Annotated in this window: 17 protein-coding genes and 1 pseudogene; 11 read left to right on the top strand and 7 right to left on the bottom strand. The window is 62.3% G+C overall.

Annotated features, from left to right (window positions below; translation table 11 throughout):
- Nucleotides 1-102: 102 nt before the first annotated feature.
- The 4 genes from clpX to CXQ80_RS15630 all read left to right on the top strand — a co-directional run bounded on the left by clpX (nucleotide 103) and on the right by CXQ80_RS15630 (nucleotide 6,431).
- Nucleotides 103-1,386, top strand: a complete 1,284-nt coding sequence (clpX, locus tag CXQ80_RS15645) for an ATP-dependent Clp protease ATP-binding subunit ClpX (protein ID WP_101321075.1) — start codon at nucleotides 103-105, stop codon at nucleotides 1,384-1,386.
- A gap of 153 nt (nucleotides 1,387-1,539) precedes the next feature.
- Nucleotides 1,540-3,936 carry an endopeptidase La gene (gene lon, locus CXQ80_RS15640; RefSeq protein ID WP_101321072.1) on the top strand — a complete coding sequence of 799 codons (2,397 nt, stop codon included), beginning with the start codon at nucleotides 1,540-1,542 and terminating at the stop codon, nucleotides 3,934-3,936.
- 170 nt (nucleotides 3,937-4,106) lie between these two features.
- Complete coding sequence (locus tag CXQ80_RS15635) at nucleotides 4,107-4,379, top strand: HU family DNA-binding protein (protein WP_101321070.1); 273 nt, start codon at nucleotides 4,107-4,109, stop codon at nucleotides 4,377-4,379.
- Nucleotides 4,380-4,559: 180 nt separating this feature from the next.
- Nucleotides 4,560-6,431 (top strand): SurA N-terminal domain-containing protein, encoded by a 1,872-nt coding sequence (locus tag CXQ80_RS15630; RefSeq protein WP_101321068.1) that lies wholly within the window; start codon nucleotides 4,560-4,562, stop codon nucleotides 6,429-6,431.
- A gap of 73 nt (nucleotides 6,432-6,504) precedes the next feature.
- Here the strand turns inward: CXQ80_RS15630 and CXQ80_RS15625 are convergent, their stop codons facing one another.
- Nucleotides 6,505-7,545 (bottom strand): patatin-like phospholipase family protein, encoded by a 1,041-nt coding sequence (locus CXQ80_RS15625; RefSeq protein ID WP_101321066.1) that lies wholly within the window; start codon nucleotides 7,543-7,545, stop codon nucleotides 6,505-6,507.
- 154 nt (nucleotides 7,546-7,699) lie between these two features.
- Between CXQ80_RS15625 and CXQ80_RS15620 the strand changes: the two genes are divergently transcribed.
- From CXQ80_RS15620 to CXQ80_RS15610, 3 genes are all read left to right on the top strand, one after another.
- Nucleotides 7,700-7,978, top strand: a complete 279-nt coding sequence (locus tag CXQ80_RS15620; protein ID WP_101321064.1) for a hypothetical protein — start codon at nucleotides 7,700-7,702, stop codon at nucleotides 7,976-7,978.
- Between the two features lie 14 nt (nucleotides 7,979-7,992).
- Nucleotides 7,993-8,760 (top strand): CHAD domain-containing protein, encoded by a 768-nt coding sequence (locus CXQ80_RS15615; RefSeq protein ID WP_101321062.1) that lies wholly within the window; start codon nucleotides 7,993-7,995, stop codon nucleotides 8,758-8,760.
- A 111-nt stretch (nucleotides 8,761-8,871) separates the two neighbouring features.
- Nucleotides 8,872-9,669, top strand: a complete 798-nt coding sequence (locus tag CXQ80_RS15610; RefSeq protein WP_101321060.1) for an acyl-CoA thioesterase II — start codon at nucleotides 8,872-8,874, stop codon at nucleotides 9,667-9,669.
- Nucleotides 9,670-9,671: 2 nt separating this feature from the next.
- On the opposite strand, the pseudogene CXQ80_RS15605 reads toward CXQ80_RS15610, so the two are convergent.
- The 3 genes and pseudogenes from CXQ80_RS15605 to CXQ80_RS15595 form a co-directional block, all read right to left on the bottom strand.
- A pseudogene (locus CXQ80_RS15605) lies at nucleotides 9,672-9,893 on the bottom strand (terminase); the annotation flags it as partial.
- Nucleotides 9,894-9,968: 75 nt separating this feature from the next.
- On the bottom strand, nucleotides 9,969-11,447 hold the full coding sequence (locus CXQ80_RS15600; RefSeq protein ID WP_101321058.1) for a methyl-accepting chemotaxis protein: 1,479 nt from the start codon (nucleotides 11,445-11,447) through the stop codon (nucleotides 9,969-9,971).
- Nucleotides 11,448-11,555: 108 nt separating this feature from the next.
- Nucleotides 11,556-12,365 carry a TatD family hydrolase gene (locus CXQ80_RS15595; RefSeq protein ID WP_101321056.1) on the bottom strand — a complete coding sequence of 270 codons (810 nt, stop codon included), beginning with the start codon at nucleotides 12,363-12,365 and terminating at the stop codon, nucleotides 11,556-11,558.
- 148 nt (nucleotides 12,366-12,513) lie between these two features.
- Here CXQ80_RS15595 and CXQ80_RS15590 point away from each other — a divergent pair, with 148 nt between their 5' ends.
- Together CXQ80_RS15590 and CXQ80_RS15585 are read left to right on the top strand one after the other, a co-directional pair.
- The gene (locus CXQ80_RS15590) at nucleotides 12,514-13,923 is read left to right on the top strand and encodes a transglycosylase SLT domain-containing protein (RefSeq protein ID WP_101321054.1); all 1,410 of its coding nucleotides are present in this window, start codon (nucleotides 12,514-12,516) and stop codon (nucleotides 13,921-13,923) included.
- Between the two features lie 205 nt (nucleotides 13,924-14,128).
- A complete protein-coding gene (locus CXQ80_RS15585; RefSeq protein WP_101321052.1) occupies nucleotides 14,129-14,437 on the top strand; it encodes a hypothetical protein in 309 nt (102 codons plus the stop codon).
- 32 nt (nucleotides 14,438-14,469) lie between these two features.
- Here the strand turns inward: CXQ80_RS15585 and greB are convergent, their stop codons facing one another.
- From greB to CXQ80_RS15570, 3 genes are all read right to left on the bottom strand, one after another.
- On the bottom strand, nucleotides 14,470-14,946 hold the full coding sequence (gene greB, locus CXQ80_RS15580) for a transcription elongation factor GreB (protein ID WP_101321050.1): 477 nt from the start codon (nucleotides 14,944-14,946) through the stop codon (nucleotides 14,470-14,472).
- Nucleotides 14,947-15,115: 169 nt separating this feature from the next.
- Nucleotides 15,116-17,623 carry an ABC transporter permease gene (locus CXQ80_RS15575; protein ID WP_101321048.1) on the bottom strand — a complete coding sequence of 836 codons (2,508 nt, stop codon included), beginning with the start codon at nucleotides 17,621-17,623 and terminating at the stop codon, nucleotides 15,116-15,118.
- Complete coding sequence (locus tag CXQ80_RS15570) at nucleotides 17,623-18,306, bottom strand: ABC transporter ATP-binding protein (protein ID WP_101321046.1); 684 nt, start codon at nucleotides 18,304-18,306, stop codon at nucleotides 17,623-17,625. The genes CXQ80_RS15575 and CXQ80_RS15570 overlap by 1 nt, the downstream gene beginning before the upstream one ends.
- Before the next feature lie 10 nt (nucleotides 18,307-18,316).
- On the opposite strand from CXQ80_RS15570, the gene CXQ80_RS15565 reads away from it, so the two are divergent.
- Nucleotides 18,317-18,922 (top strand): arylesterase, encoded by a 606-nt coding sequence (locus CXQ80_RS15565; protein ID WP_178080780.1) that lies wholly within the window; start codon nucleotides 18,317-18,319, stop codon nucleotides 18,920-18,922.
- A 58-nt stretch (nucleotides 18,923-18,980) separates the two neighbouring features.
- The gene (locus tag CXQ80_RS15560; protein WP_101321041.1) at nucleotides 18,981-19,262 is read left to right on the top strand and encodes a hypothetical protein; all 282 of its coding nucleotides are present in this window, start codon (nucleotides 18,981-18,983) and stop codon (nucleotides 19,260-19,262) included.
- The last annotated feature ends 122 nt before the right edge of the window (nucleotides 19,263-19,384 follow it).

Raw genomic sequence — 19,384 nt, 5'->3', positions numbered from 1 at the left:
GGGCCAGAGCAGGCAGGCGTCAAAAGCGCCTGCCTGCGGACTTGAAAAAGCCCGCAATTGCCTTCATCTTGTGTTGCAAGCCTACCGGATTGGATCGATCGAATGACTGACACCCGTAACGGCGAGGACAGCGGCAAATTGCTTTATTGCTCCTTCTGCGGCAAAAGCCAGCACGAAGTGCGCAAATTGATTGCTGGGCCCTCGGTATTTATCTGCGACGAGTGCGTCGACCTGTGCAACGACATCATCCGAGAGGAGGTGCAGGAAGCCCAGGCCGAAAGCAATGCGCACAAATTGCCTTCGCCGAAAGAAATCAGCGGCATCCTTGACCAGTACGTGATTGGTCAGGAGCGCGCGAAGAAGGTGCTCGCGGTAGCGGTGTACAACCACTACAAGCGCCTGAATCAGCGTGACAAGAAGGGCGACGAAGTCGAACTCGGCAAGAGCAACATTCTCCTGATTGGGCCGACTGGCTCGGGCAAGACGCTGCTCGCCGAAACCCTGGCACGCCTTTTGAACGTACCGTTTACCATTGCCGACGCCACCACCCTGACCGAAGCCGGTTATGTTGGTGAGGACGTCGAGAACATCATTCAGAAGCTGCTGCAAAAGTGCGACTACGACGTGGAGAAGGCCCAGATGGGCATTGTCTACATCGACGAAATCGACAAGATTTCGCGCAAGTCGGACAACCCGTCGATCACCCGTGACGTTTCGGGTGAAGGCGTGCAGCAAGCGCTGTTGAAGTTGATTGAAGGCACCGTGGCTTCCGTGCCGCCGCAAGGTGGTCGCAAGCACCCGCAACAGGAATTCCTGCAGGTTGATACCCGCAATATCCTGTTCATTTGCGGTGGCGCATTCTCTGGCCTCGAGAAGGTCATCCAAGGCCGTTCCACCAAAGGTGGCATTGGTTTTGGTGCAGAAGTGCGCAGCAAGGAAGAAGGCAAGAAGGTTGGTGAATCCCTGCGTGAGGTCGAGCCTGACGATCTGGTCAAGTTCGGTCTGATTCCTGAGTTCGTTGGCCGTCTGCCGGTGTTGGCTACCCTCGACGAGTTGGACGAAGCTGCGCTGATGCAGATTCTGACCGAGCCGAAGAACGCCCTCACCAAGCAGTACGCCAAGCTGTTCGAGATGGAAAGCGTGGACCTCGAGTTCCGCAGCGACGCCCTCAAGGCCGTCGCGCGCAAGGCTCTGGAGCGCAAAACCGGCGCCCGTGGCCTGCGTTCGATTCTCGAAGGCGTGTTGCTCGACACCATGTACGAGATTCCTTCGCAGAAGGAAGTCAGCAAGGTGGTGATCGACGAGAGCGTCATCGAAGGTACCTCGCAGCCGTTGCTCATTTACGAGAACAACGAGCCGCAGGCCAAAGCCGCACCGGACGCCTGATCCAGGCAGCCGTTGTGAAAAATGAAAGGGGCCTTCGGGCCCCTTTCTGCTTTTCCCGCTTAAGTGCTTGTAATTTGAAGGACCTACCCCCACATTAGGTCCAAGCACTATTTCCACCGGATTCGGCCATAAGGCCGCTGTAGAGGCGAAATCATGAAGACAACCCTCGACTTGCCTCTTTTGCCATTGCGCGATGTCGTCGTTTACCCGCACATGGTTATCCCGCTGTTTGTGGGGCGCGAAAAATCCATCGAAGCCCTCGAGGCGGCGATGACGGGCGAAAAGCAGATCCTGCTGCTTGCCCAGAAAAACCCTGCCGATGATGATCCAGGTGAAGATGCCCTGTACCGCGTCGGCACCATCGCCACTGTCCTGCAGCTGCTGAAACTGCCCGATGGCACCGTCAAGGTCCTGGTCGAGGGTGAGCAGCGCGGCGCTGTCGAGCGTTTCAACGAGGTTGATGGGCATGTCCGTGCCGACGTCAGCCTGATCGATGAAACCGACGCCCCAGAGCGTGAGTCGGAAGTGTTCGTGCGCAGCTTGCTGTCGCAGTTCGAGCAGTATGTGCAGTTGGGCAAGAAAGTCCCAGCTGAAGTACTGTCCTCGCTCAACAGCATCGAAGAGCCGGGTCGCCTGGTCGATACCATGGCCGCGCACATGGCGCTGAAGATCGAGCAGAAGCAAGAGATCCTCGAGATTGTCGACCTGCAGGCGCGGGTCGAGCACGTGCTGGCCTTGCTGGATGGCGAGATCGACCTGCTGCAGGTTGAAAAACGCATCCGCGGCCGGGTCAAGAAGCAGATGGAGCGCAGCCAGCGCGAGTACTACCTGAATGAGCAGATGAAGGCCATTCAGAAGGAGCTTGGTGATGGCGATGAAGGCCACAACGAAGTCGAAGAGCTGAAAAAGCGCATCGATGCCGCTGGCCTGCCCAAAGATGCCCTGACCAAGGCTCAGGCTGAGCTGAACAAACTCAAGCAGATGTCGCCTATGTCGGCTGAAGCTACCGTGGTGCGGACCTACCTCGACTGGCTGGTGCAGGTGCCATGGAAAGCCCAGAGCAAGGTCCGCCTGGACCTGGCCAAGGCTGAAGAAATTCTCGACGCCGACCACTATGGCCTGGACGAGGTCAAGGAGCGCATCCTTGAGTATCTCGCTGTACAGAAACGGGTGAAAAAGATCCGTGGTCCTGTGCTGTGCCTGGTTGGCCCGCCCGGCGTCGGCAAGACCTCGCTGGCCGAGTCGATCGCCACTGCTACCAATCGCAAGTTCGTCCGGATGGCCCTCGGTGGCGTGCGTGACGAGGCCGAGATTCGTGGTCACCGGCGTACCTACATCGGCTCCATGCCGGGCCGCCTGATCCAGAAAATGACCAAGGTTGGCGTACGTAACCCGCTGTTCCTGCTTGACGAGATCGACAAGATGGGCAGCGACATGCGCGGCGATCCGGCCTCGGCACTGCTGGAAGTACTCGATCCCGAGCAGAACCACAATTTCAACGACCATTACCTGGAGGTCGATTACGACCTGTCCGACGTAATGTTCCTGTGCACCTCGAACTCGATGAACATCCCGCCGGCGCTGCTCGACCGAATGGAAGTCATCCGTCTGCCGGGTTACACCGAAGACGAGAAGATCAACATCGCGGTCAAGTACCTGGTGCCCAAGCAGGTCAAGGCCAACGGCCTGAAGAAGGACGAGCTGGACATCGATGTCTCGGCGATCCGCGACATCATCCGCTTCTATACCCGCGAAGCCGGTGTGCGTGGCCTCGAACGTCAGATTGCGAAGATCTGCCGCAAGGTGGTCAAGGAGCACAGCGGGCAGAAATCGGTGAAGGTCAAGGTCACCAGCGAGCAGCTCGAGCATCACCTGGGCGTACGCAAGTTCCGTTACGGCCTGGCTGAGCAGCAGGATCAGATCGGTCAAGTGACCGGCCTGGCATGGACCCAGGTGGGCGGGGAATTGCTCACCATCGAGGCCGTAGTGATCCCTGGCAAGGGCCAGTTGATCAAGACCGGTTCGCTCGGTGACGTCATGGTCGAGTCGATCACGGCGGCGCAAACCGTGGTTCGCAGCCGTGCCCGTAGTCTGGGGATCGCCGCTGACTTCCACGAGAAGCGCGACGTTCACATCCACATGCCTGAAGGCGCGACGCCGAAGGATGGCCCGAGCGCAGGCGTTGGCATGTGCACCGCATTGGTCTCGGCACTGACCCAGATCCCGGTACGCGCCGACGTGGCCATGACCGGCGAGATCACCTTGCGTGGTCAGGTTCTGGCCATCGGCGGGCTCAAGGAAAAGCTCCTTGCAGCGCACCGGGGTGGGATCAAGACGGTGATCATTCCCGAAGAGAACGTTCGTGACCTGAAAGAGATTCCGGACAACATCAAGCAGGATCTTCAGATCAAACCGGTCAAATGGATTGACGAAGTCCTCCAAATTGCGCTGCAATACGCCCCCGAGCCCTTGCCAGATGTGGCTCCGGAGATCGTCGCGAAGGATGACAAGCGCGACAGCGATGCCAAGGAAAGAATCAGCACGCACTAATACGTTTCACGCTGGGGGGCTTTCCTTGACAGTTTTTTCGGGCCCTTGCTATAAAGCGGCACGCTCGTGTCAACAGGCCACCCAGCGCTCGTTTTGCACGCACTAATTTTTACACGCACTAATTACATACTTAGAAACATACTTAAATTAGAGATATAAGGGGACTTAGAGTGAACAAGTCGGAACTGATTGACGCTATCGCCACATCTGCTGATATTTCGAAAGCCACCGCCGGTAAGGCTCTGGATGCAGTGATCGACTCCGTACAGGGCGCTCTGCAAAAAGGCGACGACGTGGTTCTGGTAGGTTTCGGTACTTTCACGGTCAAAGACCGTGCCGAGCGCACTGGCCGTAACCCGCAAACCGGTGCTGCGATCAAGATCGCCGCCGCCAAGGTTCCTGGCTTCAAGCCTGGCAAAGGCCTGAAAGACGCTGTCAACTAAGTCGTCTGTTCAGCCGGCCGCGGCGCTACCGTGGCCAATCGCGTGACGGCGGGACGCAAACGTTCCCGCCGTCACGCTCGCTTCGAGAAGGCGCATCTTCGGATGCGCCTTTCTTCTATCAGGACTCTACCCACGCTCCGCGGTTGACGACGCAGTGGTACAACCGTTTCTGGGGGACGCATGCTGCAGAATATCAGGGACAATTCACAGGGTTGGATTGCCAAGACCATCATCGGCCTTATCGTCGTGCTGATGGCATTGACGGGCTTCGAGGCGATTTTTCAGGCCGCCAGCCATAGCCAGGACGCCGCCAAGGTAAACGGTGAAACCATCAGCCAGAACGAGCTGAGCCAGGCTGTCGATATGCAGCGCCGCCAGCTGATGCAACAGCTGGGCAAGGACTTCGATCCTGCTCTGCTGGACGAAAAGATGCTGCGTGAAGCAGCGCTCAAAGGCCTGATCGATCGCAAATTGCTGTTGGAAGGTGCCAAGGACGCGAAATTTGCATTCTCCGAGGCGGCGCTGGATCAAGTGATCCTGCAAACGCCTGAGTTCCAGGTTGATGGCAAGTTCGATGCAAACCGCTTCGACCAGGTCATTCGCCAGATGGGCTACGGGCGCCTGCAGTTCCGCGAGATGCTCGCCGAAGAAATGCTCATCGGCCAGCTGCGCACCGGGCTTGCCGGCAGCAGCTTTGTCACCGACAAACAAGTCGAGGCGTTTGCGCGTCTGGAAAAACAGACCCGCGACTTCGCCTCGCTGACCTTCAAGGCCAACCCGGCTGCGGTCAAGGTCAGTGATGAAGAGGTCAAGGCGCACTACGACCAGCACGCCAAGGAGTTCATGACGCCGGATCAGGTCGTCATCGACTACATCGAGCTGAAGAAGTCGGCGTTCTTCGACCAGGTCAAGGTCGATCCGGCCGAGCTGCAAGCGCTGTACGAGAAAGAGATCGCCAACCTGGCCGAGCAACGCCATGCCGCGCACATCCTCATCGATGTCAACGACAAGGTCAGCGATGCCCAGGCCAAGGCCAAGATCGAAGAGATCCAGCAGCGTCTGGCCAAAGGTGAAGACTTCGCCGCCCTGGCCAAGGAGTTCTCGCAGGACGCCGGTTCCGCTGCCAGCGGTGGTGATCTTGGCTTCGCCGGCCCTGGTGCTTACGACGCCGAGTTTGAAGATGCCCTGTACAAGCTGAACAAGGACCAGGTGTCGCAGCCGGTTCGCAGCGAGTTCGGTTATCACCTGATCAAGCTGCTGGGCGTCGAGGCACCGCAAGTGCCGACCTTCGCCAGCCTGAAAGACAAGCTGACCCGCGAGCTGAAAACCCAACAGGTCGAGCAGCGCTTCGTTGAAGTGACCAAGCAACTGGAGGACTCCGCCTTCGAAGCCTCCGACCTGGCCCAACCGGCTCAGGACCTGGGTTTGAAAGTGCAGACTTCGGCGCCGTTCGGGCGTGAAGGTGGCGACGGCATTACCGCTAACCGCCAGGTCGTCCAGGCCGCGTTCAGCGAGGAAGTGATCGACGAAGGCGCCAACAGCAGCGCCATCGAGCTGGATCCAGAGACGGTGCTGGTGCTGCGTGTCAAAGAACACCGCAAGCCCGAGCAACTGCCGCTGGAGGCAGTCGCGCAACGGATCAGCGAGCACCTGGCCAAAGAGAAGGCGACTGCCGAACTCAAAGCCAAGGCTGACAAACTGATTGCCGGTCTGCGTGACGGTTCGATCGTCGCCGGTGCTGGCCATGACGGTCAGACCTGGAAAGTCCAGGAAGCGGTCAGCCGCGGCCAGGAAGGTATCGACCCAGTCGAGCTGCAGGCAGTGTTCCGCCTGGCCAAGCCTGCCGGCAAGGACAAGCCTGAATACGCCAGTGCCGTGCTCGCCGATGGCAGCCTGGTGGTGGTCCAGCTGCGCGGCGTCAACGAAGGCGCTGCGGCCACCGACGAAGAGAAGCAGCAGATCCGCCGCTACCTCGCTTCGCGTGCCGGTCAGCAGGACTTCGCGGCCTACCGCAAGCAGTTGGCAGCTAATGCCGAGATCACTCGCTACTGAGTTGATCTGCCCAAAACCAGACAGGCCGCTTATGCGGCCTGTCTGGTTTCTGCAGCCTGCAAATGCGCGGTAATCAGCGCCGCTTGCCCTCGTAGATGTCCAGCGTGTCGCGGGCGATTTCCCGGCCCAGGGCGATCAGCTCCGGTGCCTTGTAGAACTCGAAGAACTGGCACACCCGCTTGGGCACGTTGATCAGTACATCTGGCGGGTAGCCGGCAATCTTGTACTGCGCCAGCGACGTCTGCATGACCTCGAAGCTCTGGTTGATCAAGTCGAGCAGGGACGCCGGGCCGACGTTGTCGATGATGAACGAGCCCGCTGCTGAGCGCGGTGCGCCGCCGCTCTCGGGCGCCGCAGCGGGTTGCTGGCCTTCGGGGTTGGCTGCTTCACCCAGCCACGGATTGCTTGCGATCAGGTTCTCGGCAAGCACTGCCTGGTCGATGCGGCTGAGCTGCTCTGCCGGCTTGCGGCGGAACGGCAGGCGCGAACCCACCGAACTCATCAACGCGTCGAAGCGCTTCTTGAACGCGGCGGGGCGCTCGATCACCGGCAACTGGTACTGGTTCTGGTTGGTGGCGTTGAGGTTGACCGCGATGATCAGGTCACAGTGGCTGGAAACCACCGGCACGATCGGCAGCGGGTTGAGAATGCCGCCATCGACCAGCATGCGGTTGCCCTGCACGACGGGGGTGAACAGGCTTGGTATTGCCGCCGAGGCGCGCATGGCCTGGTGCAGGCAGCCTTCCTGAAACCAGATTTCCTGCTGATTGGTGAGGTCGGTGGCCACCGCCGTATAGGGAATGCGCAGCTGTTCGATGTTGATTTCACCGACAATCTTGCGGATCTGGCCAAACACCTTGTCACCGCGAATAGCGCCGAGACGAAAGCTCACATCGACCAGCCGCAGTACATCCAGGTAATCCAGGCTCTCGATCCAGTGGCGATAGTCATCGAGCTTGCCGGCCGCATAGATACCGCCGACCACCGCGCCCATCGAGCAGCCGGCAATGCAGGATATCTCGTAGCCGCGGCGCTCGATTTCTTCGATCACCCCGATGTGCGCATAGCCTCGTGCACCGCCCGAACCCAGCACCAATGCAACGCGTTTACTCATGTCATTCCCTCGTGGCTGTGCAACCATCCCCGAACAATGCACCCATTGCGCCCTCGGCTTCAATGCAAGCCTTGCTGGACTACGCTGATGAGGGCACTTTTCGCTTGGCCGAGCGTCGAACGGCCACTCCCTTGTGCACTTTGAGGTATTACTGATGAAAGCATGGATCTGCCTGCCATTGATGGTTGTGGCGCTCGCTGGCTGCGCCGGCAAGACGGCCTATCGTGATAGCTGCGCAACCCAGCTGGACGCCGCCTGGAAGGAGCTCGACCTGGCCAAGGCCGAAGGGTTTGCGGGCACCGTCAGTTATTCCAAGGCATTGTCGCTGTTGACCGGGGCCAAGACCCAGCAGCAGTTCGAAGGCTTCGAAGGCTGTGCGAAAAAATCCGAGAAGGCCCGCTTCTACATTCGTGAGTCCCGCGCCGGGCGTTGAACAAGGAGCGTTGTATGTCTGCCATGCTTGATCACGTGGTTGCCCAGGTGCTGACCCTGCAGGTGCGCTTGCTCGCCTGTCGCGAGCGGCTGGCGGCTGATGTCGACAGTGAAGCCCTGCACGACCTGCGCACCACCACGCGGCGCCTGCGCAGTTTGCTGCGGCCGCTGCGGGGCTTGCCTGCTGTCGATCAGTTGGAATATGCCGCGCGGGCACTGGGCGCCCTGACCACGCCGCTGCGTGACCGTGAGGTGCTCGCTGCCGAGTTGCGCGAGCGTGGTCAACAGGACGCTGCCGAGCGGCGCCTGCGGGGCAGGGCGCAGACCTTTGCCACTGTGGCCGCGAGTCCCGAGTTGACGCGCATGCTGGCGATCATCGACGCGTTTCCGGCGTTTCTGCGGGCAGCGGATCGCGAAGGCCTGGTCAAAGGCCTGCAAAAACGCGTCGACAAACGCCTCGGCAAACAGTGGCACAAACTACAGCAGGGGTTACTCGACCCAGCCCACGATCGGCACCGTTTGCGCCTGCTGATCAAGCGGGTGCGCTATGGCGATGAGGCCTACCCACAGCTTGATCATGCCGGCGACAAGTTGCAGCGCCTGCTCAAGCGCGCACAAGGCGATCTGGGCGATTGGCACGACCGTCTGCAGTGGTTGGTGCAGGTACCGCTCGACGCAGCGCTACGGCCCTGCCAGGCGGCCTGGCAGGCTGAGCTTGAGGCCGCTGAGCGGCAAGGCGACCTGACCTTGAAGCGCCTGCACAAGGCAGTGTCACGCCGCTAGGCGCTGGATTGACCGATATGAAGCCTGCATCGGCGAGCGCAGCTGGTTAAGATCGGCTGCAGCTGGGGCGCTTGGCCGCCCCGATTCGATAGCCAAGCCTGCGAGATCGCCATGACCTTCACCCAATTGCTGGCCGCGGTACAACAATCACCAGAAGCCGTCACGGTGCCTGCCACCTGGGCGCAGGGGCGTGCAGTTTTCGGCGGGCTGATGGCCGCCATGGTCTATGAGCGCATGCGCCTGCAACTTGTCGACGAGCGTCCGGTGCGCTCGCTGGCCATCACCTTCGTTGCTCCCGCCGCGGCAGATATCCCGATCAGCTTCGAAGTAGAGGTGCTGCGCGAGGGTAAAGCCGTCAGCACCCTGCTTGGGCGTGCTGTGCAGCAAGGCCAGGTAGTGACGATCGTGCAGGGCAGCTTTGGCGCGGGCCGCTCCTCGCTGATAGATGTTCCTGCGCAGCCCCCGGTCGAGATGAAGGCGCTCGCCGAAGCAGCGCCGGAACTGCCTTATATCAAAGGTGTGACGCCAGAGTTCATGCGCAATGTGGCCTTGCGCTGGACGCTCGGCGGGCTGCCCTTCAGTAGCAACACTTCACGGCAAATGGGCGGCTGGGTGCGTCTGCGGGATGTGCCTGAGGAAGCCGCGACCGAAGCGCATCTGCTGGCCTTGGTCGACGCCTGGCCGCCGAGCCTGCTGCCGCACCTGAAACAGCCTGCGGCGGGCAGCACCCTGACCTGGACCATCGAATTCATTCAGCCCCGGCCGCAACTGAGCACCCATGACTGGTGCCGGTATTGCGTGGATACGGAATACGCCAAGGATGGCTACGGCCATGCCCGCGCGGCGTTGTGGACGGCTGACGGCGAGCTGCTTGCCCTCAGCCGCCAAACCGTCACCGTATTTGCCTAGCGACGATAGCCGTGGCGTTGCAGGCCCAGACCCGCGATCAAGGCGATCAGGCCTACCGCAATCTGGCTCAGGTCCATACTGAACACGCCGGACAGGACCAGCAATGCTCCAAGAACGCCCAACGCTACGGCTAGCAGCAACAGTGCCAGCTCGGCCGGTTGGCGGTGGGCGTGGTGGGCGCCACGCCATTGGCTGGGGTGAAGGTTGAACAGGCGCTTGCTCATGGGCATTTCCTCACAGTCATGCCCAAAGCTTAGTGCTGCGCGATCATTGCGGCCAATCGAGGCTGGCTATGGTGACTATAGCTTGAGCTGACCGATCGCCTTGTTCAGCTCACCGGCGAGGGTTGCCAGCTCGCTGCTGGTGGTCGCCGAGCCGACGGTCTGCTGCACGGTCTGCTCGGTGACATCGCGGATGCTTACCACCGCGCGGTTCATTTCCTCGGCCACCTGGCTTTGCTGTTCGGCAGCCACGGCAATCTGGGTGTTGCTCTCGCGCATCTGCGCAACCGCGCTGGTGATCTCCGCCAGCGACTCACCAGCCTCGCGAGCCTGCTTGACGCAGTCATCGGCCTTGTATGAACTCTCTTGCATGAACTCCACCGCGTCGCGGGTGCCGGACTGCAGGGCGCAGACCATGTCGGTGATTTCGTCGGTGGAGCTCTGCACACGTTTGGCGAGGTTGCGCACCTCGTCGGCGACCACGGCAAAACCACGGCCCAGATCGCCCGCCCGCGCCGCTTCGATGGCGGCGTTCAGGGCAAGCAGATTGGTTTGCTCGGCAATACTATGAATCACCCCAACTACGCCGTTGATCTTCTGGCTGTCTTCCGCCAGCTGACGGATCATTTCGGCGGTCTGCTGCACGCCGCTGGACAGCCCGGAAATCGAATCCTGCACGCGACCGACAACTGCCTGCCCACTGCCGGCAAGGTTGTCCGCAGTTTGCGACAAATCACGGGTGGCACCGGCATGTTGGGCGATGTGGTGCACAGTCGCGGTCATTTCGTTGATGGCGGTAGCGGCCTGGTCGGTCTCGCTTTGCTGGCCGAGCATGCCGTGGCGTACATCGCTCATGCTCGCTGCCAGGCGCGCGGCGCCGGAGTCGAGTTGCGCTGCAGTGCGCGCTACGGTGCTGACTACCCGGTGATAGGTCGACTGCATGGCGTTGAACGCGCCGGCCATTTGCCCGACCTCATCGCCGCAGGCCAGCGGCACACGCGCCGACAGGTCGCCGGTCTTCTCGACGTGGAGCATGACGTCCTTGAGCGTGTTGAGCTGGCTGAGCAGAAAGCGGATCAGCAACTGCGACGCACCGAGCATGGCCAGCATCAGGACCATCACGCACACCGCGTAATTGGCGAAGCGATCAATAAACACCTCGCGCAGGCTTGGCGAGTGCGCCAGCAGCGCCAGTTGCTGTTGGCCATGGCTCACGACCTGAGCGCCGCGCAGCGGGTTGTCACCCAATAGCGAGCGATTGGCCAGCTCGACCCAGCCCTGGGCGTTGTTCAGCGCGGGCAGTGGTTGGCCGGCGAAACTTGGCGTTTGCCCGGCTTGCCAGCTGATCAGGTTGGCCAGTTCAGGCAGCGCTTGCCCGGCCGGCCAGGCCGCAAGCAGACGAGCCTGCGCCTGGGCGGTTGCTCGCGCACCTTCGGCCCGGGCCTGCTGCTCGAGCTGCACGGCGTACAGCACCAGCAGCAGGGTGGTGACAAAGGCCACTGCGTTGACGGCCCAGAATTTGTACTTCAAGGAAATATTGCTAAGCCAGGCACCCATCGTATAGGTCTTCTCTGAGTTGAGCGGAAACAGTATTGGCAAGGTGCCATCATTGTTTCCGATTGCTTCAGAGTGAGTCTTGATGTGTGTCAACGAATCCCGGTCGACTTATGCCTCTGCCGGCGCCAGGGCGAAGAACTGGCGTGCGCACTCGGTGGTGTGCCTTGCCGTGTATTCCAGGCTCTCGCCGCGGTGCAAGGCGACCTCACGCAGCACCTCGGGCAAGAACGCAGGCTCGTTGCGGCCGCTTTTCGGTTTCGGCCGCAAGCTGCGCGGCAGCAGGTACGGTGCATCGCTTTCGAGCATCAGGCGACCCACGGGGATGCTGCTGACCAAGGGATGCAGGTGCGTGCCACGGCGCTCGTCACAGATCCAGCCAGTGATGCCGATGTGCAGGTCCAGATCGAGATAGGCGAACAGCGCCGCGCGCTCGCCGGTGAAGCAATGCACCACGGCGGCCGGTAACTGGTCACGGTAGTCCTTCAGGATCGCCAGCAGGCGCTCGCTGGCATCGCGCTCATGCAAAAACACCGGCAGTTGGGTTTCTACTGCCAGGGCCAGATGTGCGTGCAGGGCTTTCTCCTGCTCAGGCCGCGGCGAGAAATCGCGATTGAAGTCCAGACCGCACTCGCCGACTGCCTTTACCCGAGGCTGAGCGAGCAGGTGGCGCAGTTGCCGCTCGCTGTCGACACCCCAGCTCTTGGCATCATGAGGATGCACGCCAGCAGTGGTGAACAGTCGATGCCCCGGTTCATCCAGTTGCTGGCACAGCTCCAGCGCCTGTTCGCTGCCTTCCAGGCTGGTACCGGTCACGACCAGTTGCACGACGCCTGCCTGCTGCGCGCGCTCGACGATGTCAGCCTCTTTGCCGTGAAAGCTGCTGTTGGTCAGGTTGACGCCGATATCGATCAGTTGCATGGTGCTACCTCGTGCTGCGGGGCGGCCAGCATAGCAAATCCCCCGAACATCGCGAAAAAGCCAAGAACTTCAATGGATTGCCAAGGTCTTTCAGTCTCTGCTGGCGCCGCCGCAGAGGCATCTTCCCACACCATGGACATGTTTGCCGATGCAGCGATTCCTGCTGATTGTTTCGCTGATGTTCAGCCTGCTCACGGCGGCCGCCGCGCATGCGGCAGTGTCCGGGCCGGCGCAGGCCAGCTCAACCAGCAAGCAGCCGCGCGATCTTGCGCAGGTGCGCAGCAGCAAGGTACTGCGGGTGCTGGTCAACCAGAGCCGCAACAGCTCCGGGGAAATCAAGGGCGAGCCGGTCGGCATCGAATACCATCGGCTGCGCGCGCTGGAGCATTTTCTCAATGGCCGCGAACGCCAGGGTGATCTGATTCAAGTCAAATTGATCCCGCGGGCCAAGGAGCAACTGCTCGGCGCCTTGCAGCGCGGGGAGGGTGACCTGGCAGCGCCGGGTGAGCTGCTCGACCCGGCCCAGGTCAGTGGCGTTGGGGTGAGTGCGCCAGTGCTGGACAAGGTGCCGCTGCTGCTGGTTGGACGCAAGGGCGAGCGCAGCTTCAGTCGGGTCGAGCAGTTGTCCGGGCGCACCATCGCCCTGACCACCGCTAGCGGTGCGGGCGCTGCGATCCAGGCTATCAATCAGCAGCTGGCATTGCGCAAGCGCGCACCGATCAAGATCGAATGGGTAGACCCAACGCTGGCGGTCGAGGATGTGCTGGAGATGGTCCAGGCCGGCATTTACCACCTGACTGTTGTAGAGCGGCCGATCGCGCTGCGCTGGGCGCGGGTGATGCCGCGGCTGCGCGTCGACAGCAAGGTACAGATCGGCCAACCGCAGGCTGTGCGCTGGTACGTCGGTAAAGGCGCTGATCAGTTGCTGGCAACTGTCGACCGCTTTCTGGCCGGCTACCGCGCCCCGGAAAACCAGGACGCCGCATTCGAGCGTATCTACCGGCGCCAGTACCGCGTGCACAATCCGCTGGCCCGCCAGGAGCGCCAGCGCTTGCAGGCGGTGCGTGGGGTGTTGCAGAAGCACGGCGAGGCGCAGCAGATCGACTGGCTCAATCTGGCCGCGCTGGCGTTCAAGGAATCGACCCTCAATCCTGCCGCGCGCGGCGTCGGCGGCGCCCATGGGCTGATGCAGATCACGCCGTCGGCGGCGCAGCGGGTAGGGGTGCGCAACACGGCGAACGTGGATGGCAATGTCCAAGCCAGCGCGCGATATCTGGCGTTGATCCGTCGCAAGTTTTTCGCCAGCCCCCAGCTCAACGAGCGCGAGCGCATGGCGTTTGTGCTGGCGGCGTACAACCTCGGCCCGGAGCGGGTCCAGGCGATGCGTGCCGAAGCGCGCAGGCGCGGGCTCAATGGCAATCAGTGGTTCTTCCAGACCGAGCGCATCGCCATGGAGCAGGTCGGCATGGGCCCGGTCAATTTCGTCAACAGCGTCAACAAGTACTTCCTCGCCTTCAATCGCGAGCGCGCCAGCCTCGAGCGCGTCGCCAGGCGTTGAGCAATCTGGCTGTCACAAGGGCTACACGTACAGCTTGTAAGTTGTCGCGTGTAGCTCTAGCATAACCCTTGCGCCGATTTAAACAGCTACTTGCGGGGCGCAGGAGGCAGCCCGTGCCAGGGCACTCTGAAATACCGCTAAAACGCTGGTTCGGTGACGCCTCCCACCGCAGCCCAGCGGGATTCGCGAGGCGGAGAATTATTCCATGAGTTGTCCACGTACCAGTGTCTGTCTGACCCCTCTGCCTGCCGGCCAGGTATCGCGCACCCCGCGCATTCTACTCAGCGGTCAGCACCAGCCTACCTTGTTGCGCCACCTTGACGGCTTTTCGCGGCGCAAGGGCCAGGCTCGCGCGTTTCTGATCCAGTTCGCTGAAACCTGTGCCTTGCTCAAGCAGTACGGAAGTGATCGTTTTGATCTGGCAGTAATTCAGTCGCCTACGGCGGAGGAGGCCGGAGAGGTGATCGGTCACCTGACGCGGATTGCTCGGCAGGGGTTGATTACCCGGCGTTGAGCGAGTGGGGCTGCAGAGCAGCCCCCAAATCGTCATCCCACCTCATATTCGATACTGGCAATAAACCACACCGCTTCGCCGGTCGGCGTTTGCACGATCACCTCATCTCCTTCCGACTTCTTCAACAGCGCCCGCGCCATCGGTGAGTCGATGGAGATGTAGTCGTTACGTCCGTAAATTTCGTCGTAGCCGACCACTCTGAAGCGTTTGACCTCGCCGGCCTCGTTATCAATTTCTACCCAGGCACCGAAGAACACCTTGCCCTCTTGTTCGGGGGCATAGTCGACAACGCGGATATCCTCCAGACGCTTGCGCAGGTAGCGGATTCTGCGGTCGATTTCGCGCAGCAGCTTCTTGTTGTACTGGTAATCGGCGTTTTCACTGCGATCGCCAAGCGATGCCGCCCAGGCGACCTTTTGCGTGATTTCCGGGCGATAGGTTTGCCACAGATGATCCAGCTCTGCTTTCAGCGCAGTGTGGCCTGCGCGGGTGATGATGTTGGTTGGCAATGCTGACTCCGAGCACGGTCGAGCTGACTGCTTGCACAAGGCCAGGCTAGCGTTGCCAGGCGTGCAAACGTCGAATTCAATACAGAATTGGGCAGACGCCCAACAGTCACGGAGCCGAGGCTAGGACGCAAGGCTGGCCTCGGTCACACCGGGTGTCGAGCGCTTCTCGTCAGCCCTCGCGCAGCACTGTCAGCGGGCTCGCATTCAGCGCCCGGCGAGTACCAAACACCCCAGCACCGCCAACTAGCAGGGCGCCAATCAACGGCAGCAACAGCAGCCATGGATGTGGGCCCCACTGCAGATCGAAGGCGTAGCGATACAGCGCCCAGCTGATCAACTCGCAGCCCACTGCCGCGAGCACACCGCTGGCGGCGCCGAGCAGGCCGAACTCAATCCGTCGCGCCCGCACCAGCAATGGCCGACCGGCGCCCAGTGCACGCAGCAATGCGCCTTGGCGGATGCGCTCGTCAAGGGTGGCCTGCAGCCCGGCGAACAGCACTGCCAGGCCTGCTGCGAGCACGAACAGCAGCACGTATTCGACCGCCAGGGTGACCTGGGCGAGGATGCTGCGCAGCTGTTCGAGCAGGGCGTCTACCTGGAGGATGGTGGCTGCCGGGAACGCACGTGATAGCGCCACCACTTCCTGATCATGCCCTGGGGCCAGATAGAAGCTGGTCAGGTAGGTGGTAGGCAGGCCTTGCAGGGTGCCCGGCTGGAAGATCATGTAGAAGTTTGGCTGGAAGCTGTCCCAGTGCACGCTGCGCAGGCTGCTGACGCGGGCCTGGCGTTGCTGGCCGGCAATGTCGAAGTTGAGCAGGTCGCCGAGTTTGAGGTGCAGGCTGGCAGCCAGCTCGGTTTCCACCGATACCCCCGGGATGCCGTCACTCGCTGGGGCTGCCTGCCACCACTCACCGCTGACCAGCGCATTACCCTGCGGCAGATCAGCTGCCCAGGTCAGGCTCAGGTCGCGCTGCACAGCGCGTTCGCCGGTGGACTCCTTGCTCACCAGCTGGCGCACCGGCTCATCGTTGATATGGGTCAGCCGGCCGGGGATGACCGGGTACAACGGCGCGGAGATGGCGTTTGCTTCACGCAGACGCTGGGCGAACGGCTCGCGGTCATCCGGCAGGATATTCAGGGCGAAATGATTCGGCGCATCCTTTGGCAGCTGCGCTTGCCAGTTGTCCAGCAACTCGGCCCGCAGCAGCGCGACCAGGCCCATCGCCAGCAAGATCAGGCCGAACGCCAGCGCCTGGCCGGCAGCGGCCAACGGGTGGCGCAGCAACTGGCCAAGGCCCAGTCGCCAGGTCAGCGGCGCACCGGCCAGCAAGCGGCGCAGACTGCGCAGGCCGAGCAAGAGCAGGCCGCCGAGGAGCAGGGCGGCAATCAGGCCGCCACCGAGCAGGGCAAAGGTCAGCAACAGGTCCAGGCTCAGCCGCCACATGATCAGGCCAAGGGCGAACAGCGCTGTGCCATACACCAGCCAACTGCTGGCTGGCACGGGCAGCAGGTCACGGCGCAATACTCGCAGCGGTGGCACTCGGCCCAGCGCGGCCAGCGGCGGCAAGGCGAAGCCGGCCAGTGCCACCAGCCCGGTGGCGATACCGGCCAACGCTGGAGTGAGGCCACCCGGCGGGATGATGCTCGGCATCAGTCCATCGAGCAGGCGGAACAAGCCCAGCTGTGCCAGCCAGCCAATAACCGCTCCGGCCAATGCCGCGACCAGGCCCAGGGCTGCCAGTTGCACACAGTACAGGCCCAAGGCCTGGCGCCTGGACAAGCCCAGGCAGCGCAGCAGGGCGCTGGCGTCGAGGCGGCGTGCGGCATAACGGCTGGCCGACAGCGCCACGGCTACCCCAGCGAGCAACACTGCGACCAGGCTGGCCATGTTCAGATAACGCTCGGCCTTGCCCAGTGCGCCGCCGATCTGGCGATTGCCATCGCGGGTGTCGCGCAGGCTCTGGTTGGCCGCCAGGGTTGGCTCCACGGTCTGGCGATAGCGGCTCAGCGTCTCGGCCTCGCCACGCCACAGGTCGCGGTAGGTCACTCGGCTGCCAGGCTGGATCACGCCAGTGGCCTGCAGGTCGTCGAAGTTGACCAGCACCCGCGGCGTCAGGCTGTAGAAGTTGTTGGCGCGGTCGGGCTCGTAGGTCAGTACCCGGCTGATGCGCAAGCTCTTCATGCCGACGTCGATGCTGTCACCCATGGCCAGGCCCAAGGCTACCAGCAGGCGCGGTTCGACCCAGGCCTCGCCAGGCGCCGGGCCGCCGCCTGGGCGTTCTTCGGCAAACGGCGCGGCGGCGCTGCGCAGTTCGCCGCGCAGTGGGTAGGCGGCATCAGCGGCTTTGATGCTCGACAGCTGGATACCGGCGTCGGTGCCGACCACGCTGGTGAACTCCACGACCCGCGCATGGCGCAAGCCCAGCTCTGTGCCGGCACTGATCTGCGGATCGGTTGCCACCGAGCTGCCTTGCAAGACCAGGTCGGCGCCGAGGAATTCGCTGGCGCGCAGTTGCATGGCGCCGTTGAGGCGGGCGCCGAAGTAGCCGATGGCGGTGCTTGCCGCCACTGCCACCAGCAGGGCGAAGAACAGCACACGCACTTCACTGGCGCGAACATCGCGCAGCAGCTGGCGCAGGGCCAGGCTGCACAGGCGCAGCAACGACAATCGTCTCATCACGGCTCCAGGGGTGCGACCAGACGGCCAGCGTCCAGGCGGATCAGGCGGCGGCAACGTTTGGCCAGACGCTCGTCATGGGTGACCAGCACCAGGGTGGTGCCGCGCTCCTTGTTCAGTTCGAACAGCAGGTCGCTGATGCGTTCGCCGGTGTGGCTGTCGAGGTTGCCGGTCGGCTCGTCGGCGAACAGCACCGCCGGCTGCGCGGCGAACGCGCGGGCAATCGCCACCCGTTGCTGTTCGCCGCCGGAGAGCTGGCGCGGGGTGTGGGTCAGGCGCTGGCCCAGGCCGACCCGCTCGAGCAGGCTGCGTGCCACCTCGCGGGCGTCACCACGGCCATCGAGCTCCAGCGGCAGCATGACGTTCTCCAGCGCGTTGAGGCTGTCGAGCAACTGGAACGACTGGAACACAAAGCCGACGTGCTCGGCCCGTACCCGCGCGCGCTGGTCTTCATCCAGCGGGCCGAGATCCTGCCCGGCCAGGATTACGTTGCCTGCGCTGGGCCGGTCGAGGCCCGCGAGCAAGCCGAGCAGGGTGGATTTGCCCGAACCGGACGCACCGACGATGGCCAGGCTGTCGCCTTTGGCCAGATCCAGGTCCAACGCGTGCAGGATGGTCAGGTCGCCTTCCGTGCTGGGGACCACTTTGCTAAGGTTCTGCGCAACGAGAATGCTTTGATCCATGGAGAATCCAATGCGAGCGTGGTGGTTGAGTGCGGGTCTGGCCTTGTGTTGCCTGGCTCAGAGCGCGACGGCGGGGACACTGCTGGTTGTCGGCGATAGTATCAGTGCCGGTTTTGGCCTGGATACCCGCCAGGGTTGGGTTTCCCTGTTGCAGCAGCGGCTCGAGGCCCAGGGCAACGACGCCAAAGTGGTCAATGCGTCGATCAGTGGCGATACCAGCGCAGGCGGCCAGGCGCGGCTACCAGCGCTGCTCGCAGCGCACAAGCCAGAGCTGGTGATCATCGAGTTGGGCGGCAACGATGGCCTGCGTGGGCAGCCCCCAGCGCAATTGAAACAAAATCTTGCGTCGATGATCGAGCGCTCCCAGGCCAGCGGGGCCAAGGTGGTGCTGTTGGGCATGCGCTTGCCGCCCAATTACGGCCTGCGCTACACCACGGCCTTTGCCCAGGTGTTCGAAGAGTTGGGCGCTGATAAAAAGGTGCCGTTGGTGCCGTTCTTTCTTGAAGGCGTGGGCGGGGTACCCGAGCTGATGCAGGCAGATGGCATTCATCCGGCGCAGGCCGCGCAGGAGCGTCTGCTGGAAAATGCCTGGCCGGTGATAAAACCCTTGCTGTGACGCTTTAAACGGGGGCCGCTTTCGGATAATGTTGCGCCCCCCGTTTCGAGACCCCCCGATGCCGCGTCCTGCCTGGTCCCTGTATGCCTATCAACTGATCGAGCCTGATGATCAGCTGGACCTGTTCGCGTGTCAGGAAGTCCGCGTGCACCTGGTAGCTCGCCAACTTGAGTTGGGCGCGCCGGTAGACCGCACCCTTTGTGGTGGTTTACTGCCGGCTCAGCCGCGCTGGTCGGTGGTGCCGCGCTCGATCCAGCGCGATAACCGCCTGTGTACATTGTGCCGGGCCATCCTCGATGCTCAGCGGCGCGGAACTCGTCCCGTCTGGCCACAGCTGTGAACGGCCGCGTGGAACCGTAGCAGCCTTTCATCATCTGAAATGTATGCAGCCACTGCCCGTCTCCCGCTTGCCCCGGGGCGGGTGTACAATCGACCGTCTTGATCTACCTTCGAAGGATTCTC

The organism is Pseudomonas sp. 02C 26 (assembly GCF_002843585.1).
GTDB classification, from domain to species: Bacteria; Pseudomonadota; Gammaproteobacteria; order Pseudomonadales; family Pseudomonadaceae; genus Aquipseudomonas; species Aquipseudomonas shirazensis.
The sequence above is the reverse complement of the archived record's forward strand: the minus strand, read 5'-3'. Positions and strand labels throughout refer to the sequence as shown.